The organism is Eudoraea sp. (assembly GCF_049669105.1).
Taxonomy (GTDB): domain Bacteria; phylum Bacteroidota; class Bacteroidia; order Flavobacteriales; family Flavobacteriaceae; genus Eudoraea.
This window is the reverse complement of sequence record NZ_JBATKE010000051.1, coordinates 49,638-56,170: the sequence shown is the minus strand read 5'-3', so window position 1 is coordinate 56,170 and position 6,533 is coordinate 49,638. Positions and strand designations below refer to the sequence as shown.

Sequence of the window (6,533 nt, the reverse complement as noted above, 5' to 3'; positions counted from 1 at the left end):
ATCCATTTGTTTATCGTCCAAACGGAAGTACTCGCCTACACTTTTGGCCAACTCCAAATCCAAAGAGTTGTTCTCCATATCTATGTTTAGTGCTAGTCCGTCTTTGTCTATTGATGGGTTAATATCATAAGCAGGAGAAAGTATCCAGCCTTTTGGAGTCAAAATAAATCCATGGTTCCGCAAATGGTCATCGGTATTCGAAACAGCAATATTAAAAACAATCCTGCGCCATAATTGGTGCAAGTTTTTATCAATGTTTACACCATTGGTTTGGATGAATTCGGCGATGTCCAGATAACTTGCAGGGCTATCTCGGATAGTATCCTCATTATTACCCGTCATGGTCATTGCAGAGGAAAAATGGATGCGTTCTTCTTGTGCCCTATCAAAACGTTCTGTAAAAAACGTATGATAGTTTCCAACTATCCTTTCGATCCTTGAAGGTGCCATTTCGATTCCACAATCTACCGCCAACCGATATGCCAAAAATTCCCATGCCCCTTTATCTATAGTATCATTTTTGGATGGAAATTTTGCTATCCAAAGGTTTCCGTGTTCATCCAAAATATTGGCTTTGGGTCTCGCACCTCCCAAAGAAGATCCTGGAGCCATGAGTATGGCCAGCCATTTTTTTAACTCATCATTGTCTGTGTCGTTTTCAAAATTCTTGGCTGCTTCTTGAAGCTCTCTAACCGATGACCAAGGTGGGGTGGGATTGTCTTCACTATTATCCAGAAATGGGCCGTCGGGGTTGGTTTTAAAACGTAAAGCTCCCATTCGGCTTTGGCCATATACTCCTAATAGATAATCAATCTCATATAAAGTCGGAGCCTTTTGATCTTTTTCTTTTGCAAGTTGAGCCGCTCGTCTTTTCATTAGTGTTCTTCCCCACGTATCAGGCATACTATCCAAAAAAACTCCAAAATTCTCTTTGTTATTGGGGTACTGCGGACCCGAATAGAATTGGATATCGGGATCTAACAATAGTTGGTGTTTTGATTTTATCCAATCCTTATCGTATTCGAAACTAAAGGCCTTTTTTCCTTTGGCATAATGAGCCGCAAGAACACCTATCAGCTTAGCTTCCGGCATTCCATGCCAATGTGCATAAACATATATATCAAATTTACCTTGTGCCATTCTTCCCTGTTATAACAAATCTAAGTCCTGTAGTTTTCTTCCGAATTCGTCATCTGTTGCCAACTTCAAGAAATCATCTTGCAAACCAAGGGCAATTAAAACATTAAAATATGACCCAATCGCGACCTTCGAATTTCCTTTTTCGATTTCGTAAAGGGTTCGTCTATTTATCCCAGCCCTTTCCGATACCTGAATGGTATTAAGCTTTCTACGCTTACGGGCAAGTTTGATATTTTCCCCAACCCGCTCCATTATCTTTTGATATTTTGGGAATAGGACGGCTTTCTTATTTTTCATTTTGGGTAATATTTATCCCAAATATACTATTTTTGGGTATAATAATACTCGTTTTAGTATAAAATTGTTTTAATAATTAACGAGTACTCATCTTATAAAAAGAGTTTATAGGCTAAACTTCCTCGCTCATTTGTAATAGAGTAAGGGTAATTTCTTCATTTTTTTGTAACAAAATCAGGGTAAATATTGTATTAAAATTATCCTAGCGTGCTGTACCAAGATTAGCTTTGCATGTAAAATATCACGAAAAATTATATTGAAACATGCCAATTCATAACCTTTTTCTTACTTCCCCCTATCCACAAAAAGTGCCCTTCAAAGCACAAATTCCCGTTGGCCAAATACATTGATTTATCCACAATTCGATGGTAATTTCTGTTTGGGGTAAGTCCGTCCCAAATCTTACCTCAAAACTTTGGGCTTGGATCCTGTCCGGTTTTTGTAGCGATTCCGGCAGATTAGCGTTAAGCAAAAACGGGATAGTGGCAGGATTACCTCGCTCCGCTCGGTGATCCTGAAGGGGGGGCCGAACGTCCAAAACAGGTCCGGTGGACCTGTTTTAGTGAGGGGCCAGCTGGTGCGCTGGCATATGTTGAGAACTTCTGCTACCTTAGAGTAATCCTAATTGGCTTTACGAAGTTTTTCATTCCCTTCGACTTTACGAAGCAAGGATGAACAGGATTACCTCGCTGCGCTCGGTGATCCTGTAGTGGGGGCGGTGCTCGAGAAAAGCCAGGCCAGCTGGCAGGCTGGCTGCTTTCGCGTTTCATGGTGGCTTACAAAAACAATTTTGACGCCCCCCGAAAACGCGAAAGCCAGACAATTCTTGTCTGGCTTTTCTCGGTCGGGGTGGCAGGATTCGAACCTGCGACCTCCTGCTCCCAAAGCAGGCGCGATAACCGGGCTACGCTACACCCCGAATGCTGAATATAGAACTATTTCAATTTCCAAACTGCAACTGACGTACCATCATTAACTTATGGCAGACATGTCGGCTGCGGCCCGCCGGTTCCCCGCATGGCGGAAAAAGGCTGGCGAAAGCGGAGAGACTGGGACTCGAACCCAGGCGACACTTACGCGTCGACAGATTAGCAATCTGCTCCGTTACCACTCCGGCACCTCTCCTGTATTTTTTAATGAACGTGCATTGTAAAATGCGGATGCAAATGTAATTCTTCATATCCTGGAACGCAACTTTTTTATTGAATTTTTAAGCGATAACATACACATTTCAAACTTTCTTAGATAATTAAAAATCCTAAAGGATGAACCCCTGGTTTTTTATACGCTTCAAAACAAATTAATTTAACTAAATTAAGGATTTCATATAAGTTCAATTTACCATTTAATGGCTTGGACAATTTTTGAAATGAAACCTTGAACTGAATAACAATACTAAAAATGGAAAGAATCTCTACTTTTATCAAACATACTTTAATTATACTATCTCTACTTTTTATGCAGTCCTGTTCTGCACAGTCTACATTAATCGCTGATGAAAAAGAAACTGTGTCAGTTGAGAATTTGCAATATTACCTCTATTTCCCTAAGGAATATGAAGAGGTAAAAAATGAAAAATTTCCCCTGCTTTTATTTTTACATGGAGGAGGAGAAGCAGGAGGCACCCTGGAAGACCTCAAAACTAATGGTCCACCTAAACTTTTAGCGGAAGGAAAGGAATTCCCTTTCTTAATATTGGCCCCTCAAAATCCCTACAAAAAAAAATGGTGGAATACCCGGGCGGTGATGCAACTATTGGACACCATAATAGAGGCAAACAGGGTAGATATTGATAGAATTTATCTGACCGGTTTAAGCAGGGGAGGAGGTGCTGCCTGGGAGCTTGCTGTACAATACCCCGATAAATTTGCAGCTCTGGCGGTAGTATGCGGAATGACCCCGGTACCCTATGCTGCCTGGATAAATAAAAATATGCCCATATGGGTTTTTCATGGAACTGAAGATCAATCAATACCTATTTCCGAGTCTGAGGAAATGGTTGCAAAGCTTAAAGCAATGGGCTATGATGTTACATTTACCAGATATGATGGGGTAGGGCATAATGCTTGGGTGCGGGCTTATAATACCGAGGAATTGTATGAATGGTTTATGAACCAAAAGCGTACAAAAGAATAATTCCTTTTTACGATGCTTTTACTTTTAAGTTTTAGAAATTTCGTTTGAGTTCCGTGTTCAATATACTATATTTATTGAAGTCAAAGAATAACCGAGATGTATAGAAAAATAATATCAGGATTAGCCATTGGTTCCGGAATACTGGCACTTGTGCTCTTGATTTTGGATGATTTTAATGCGCTGGGCCCTGTTTTGATACTTTTTTTTCTATCACTCGCTTTAGCGATACGAAGTTTTGATTCATTGAAAGGGTTTTCTTTTACCATATTAATATTTGCAGCAGTAACTGCTTCTATGTTCTATCCGGAATTTTTTTCCAAAGCAGGCAGCTTCGACCTTAAAAAACTAATTGTTCCTCTGTTAATGCTAATCATGTTTGGAATGGGGACTGCAATGAGCCTTCAGGACTTCAAGGGAGTTGTTAAAATGCCTAAGGGAGTTTTAGTGGGTATTTTATGTCAGTTTACCATTATGCCTTTTATAGGCTATGGATTAGCTACAGTATTTGGATTTCCCCCAGAAATTGCCGCCGGAATTATTTTGGTAGGTAGCTCTCCCAGTGGTCTGGCATCTAATGTAATGGCCTATATATCCGGTGCAAACCTGGCACTTTCGCTCACTTTGACTGCCGTAGCTACCCTGCTGGCACCCCTATTTACGCCTTTGCTGATGAAGATTTTAGCGAATCAACTGGTGCCGATAGACTTTTTAGGAATGCTTTGGAGTATTGTGAAAATAGTTATTATACCCATCATCGCCGGACTCGTGTTTAATAGATTTGCCCATGGAAGATTTAAATGGCTCGATAAAGCAATGCCGGTGGTCTCCATGGCCGGAATTGCAATTATTATTACAATCATAACTGCTGCCGGCAGAGATTCCCTCTTAACCCTTGGATTGCTTTTGATAGTCGCCGTAATTTTACATAATTTAATTGGCTATTTCTTCGGATATTGGGGAAGTAGAGTATTTGGTCTCGATAGGAAGTCGGCACGTACTGTTGCATTCGAGGTAGGCATGCAAAACGCTGGTCTGGCATCAGGCATTGCCTTAGAAATGGGAAGGGTTGCTACCATGGGTCTGGCGCCTGCAGTATTTGGTCCCATGATGAATATAACGGGTTCCAGTTTGGCAACCTGGTGGCGTGGAAAACCTATTGATGAATTGGTTGAAGCGAAAGATTTGTCGTAATATTATTTAAGTAGAAACAGGCCGGGGATAATCTTAAAATTTGAATACTATGAGCAGGTTATTTTGTCTTTATGGAACATTGATTCTTTTAGTTACTGGGGGTTGTAAAGAAGCTGTCCCTGTCATTACTGATTCATTTAGCTCTGAAATTAGATTAAACCAAATTGGTTATTATCCTGATGCAGTTAAAAAAGCGGTGGTTGTTACGGAATTAGAAAATGAAAAATTCATTATAGTGGATAGCGTTTCCGGAGATGCTGTTTTTTCCGGAACGCTCTCAGAGCCATTAGACTGGGAAATGGCAGGAGAAGTAGTGCGTATTGCCGATTTCAGTGAATTTACAGAGACCGGATCTTATCATATTTATATTAAAGATGTTGGGTTTTCTTTTCCTTTTGAAATAAAAGAACATGTTTTACTTCCTGTTTTTCGGGGGTCAATAAAGGGTTTGTACTTTCAAAGAGCCGGTATGGCCCTTGATAAAAAATATGCATCACAATGGCATAGGGCCCTTGGGCATCCTGATGATTCTGTTTTGTATCATCCGTCCAGCGGCAAACAAACAGGGACATTAAATTCCCCCAAAGGCTGGTATGATGCCGGAGACTACAATAAATATGTAGTAAATGCCTCTTTCCCCTTAGGTCAATTCTTTTTGCTGGAGGAGCAATATCCAAATAGTGTTTCGGATGGAGATTTAAACATTCCGGAAAGCGGTAATGCCATTAGTGATTATTTGGATGAATTGAAATATGAAATGGATTGGGTATTAACTATGCAGGATGAAGACGGTGGGATGTTTCATAAACTGACCACTAAAAATTTTGAAGGGATGGTAATGCCTCATGAGGCAACAAATCAAAGATATATTGTGGGTAAAGGAACCGCTGCTAGTCTGGATTTTGCAGGCGCTGCCGCGCAAGCTGCCCGTGTTTTTATGCCTTATAATTCTGCATATGCCGAGAAATGCCTGCAGGCAGCTAAAAAGGCTTTCAATTGGTCCATAGAGAATCCACAGCTGACATTTGTAAACCCTGAAGATATTAGTACAGGTCAATATGGAGACACCAATTTTGATGATGAATTCTTCTGGGCCGGCGCACAATTATATATAACTACGTCTGATATCACTTACCTCGAACAACTGAATAAGGAACAGATCGATTTTAACTACAGCCCTGGTGATGGTTGGACAAAATTTATGAGGTTTATGGGGATATTTACACTTTTGGAAAACAAATCACTCGTTCCCGATGAACTCTATGATGAATTAAAAGAAGGAATTTTGAGTACTGCGGATGCCCTGACTGAAAGAACAAAAACAAATGATTATTTTCAGTGTGTTGATGATTTTCAATGGGGTTCGAACAGCGACGTTCTGAATACAGCGATGATTATTGCTCAGGCCTACAGGCTGGAAAATAAACCTGAATATCTAACAGCTGTAAGGCAATCTGTTGATTATATACTGGGAACCAATGCTTTAGGATATAGTTTTGTAACGGGTTTTGGAGATAACCCCCCTATGTTTATACATCACAGGCAAAGTGCCGCTGACGGCATCGTAGATCCGGTACCGGGACTGCTCTCTGGTGGGCCAAATGATGACAAGCAGGATATAGCTGCCGGGGTAATTTATCCTGAAAATGTTGCCCCTATGAAAAGTTGGGTAGATCATGAGGATAGTTACGCAAGCAATGAAATATGTTTAAACTGGAATTCCCCTTTGACTTATATTCTGGGCTTTCTGGAACAAGAATCTAAATAAC

5 protein-coding genes and 2 tRNA genes are annotated in these 6,533 nt (G+C 40.5%); 3 read left to right on the top strand and 4 right to left on the bottom strand.

All coding sequences use genetic code 11. The features are described from left to right. From WBM60_RS04110 to WBM60_RS04095, 4 genes are all read right to left on the bottom strand, one after another. On the bottom strand, window positions 1-1,140 hold a 1,140-nt coding region (locus WBM60_RS04110; protein ID WP_424282784.1), incomplete at its 3' end, for a type II toxin-antitoxin system HipA family toxin. A 9-nt stretch (window positions 1,141-1,149) separates the two neighbouring features. Further along, on the bottom strand, window positions 1,150-1,437 hold the full coding sequence (locus WBM60_RS04105; RefSeq protein ID WP_424282783.1) for a helix-turn-helix domain-containing protein: 288 nt from the start codon (window positions 1,435-1,437) through the stop codon (window positions 1,150-1,152). An 844-nt stretch (window positions 1,438-2,281) separates the two neighbouring features. Next, window positions 2,282-2,356, bottom strand: a tRNA-Pro gene (locus WBM60_RS04100). A 122-nt stretch (window positions 2,357-2,478) separates the two neighbouring features. Beyond that, window positions 2,479-2,562 (bottom strand) — tRNA-Ser (locus WBM60_RS04095). Window positions 2,563-2,838: 276 nt separating this feature from the next. Here WBM60_RS04095 and WBM60_RS04090 point away from each other — a divergent pair. The 3 genes from WBM60_RS04090 to WBM60_RS04080 all read left to right on the top strand — a co-directional run bounded on the left by WBM60_RS04090 (window position 2,839) and on the right by WBM60_RS04080 (window position 6,532). Next, entirely contained in the window at window positions 2,839-3,573 is a 735-nt protein-coding gene (locus WBM60_RS04090; protein WP_424259775.1) for a prolyl oligopeptidase family serine peptidase, read from the top strand. A gap of 96 nt (window positions 3,574-3,669) precedes the next feature. Continuing rightward, complete coding sequence (locus WBM60_RS04085) at window positions 3,670-4,764, top strand: bile acid:sodium symporter family protein (RefSeq protein WP_424282782.1); 1,095 nt, start codon at window positions 3,670-3,672, stop codon at window positions 4,762-4,764. A gap of 49 nt (window positions 4,765-4,813) precedes the next feature. Then, a complete protein-coding gene (locus tag WBM60_RS04080) occupies window positions 4,814-6,532 on the top strand; it encodes a glycoside hydrolase family 9 protein (RefSeq protein WP_424282781.1) in 1,719 nt (572 codons plus the stop codon). The last annotated feature ends 1 nt before the right edge of the window (window position 6,533 follow it).

Excerpts from the sequence above, each read along its gene's own strand:
- WBM60_RS04080 (WP_424282781.1), top strand. The coding sequence starts at position 4,814 with ATGAGCAGGTTATTTTGTCTTTATGGAACATTGATTCTTTTAGTTACT.
- WBM60_RS04105 (WP_424282783.1), bottom strand. The coding sequence starts at position 1,437 with ATGAAAAATAAGAAAGCCGTCCTATTCCCAAAATATCAAAAGATAATG.
- WBM60_RS04090 (WP_424259775.1), top strand. The coding sequence starts at position 2,839 with ATGGAAAGAATCTCTACTTTTATCAAACATACTTTAATTATACTATCT.
- WBM60_RS04085 (WP_424282782.1), top strand. The coding sequence starts at position 3,670 with ATGTATAGAAAAATAATATCAGGATTAGCCATTGGTTCCGGAATACTG.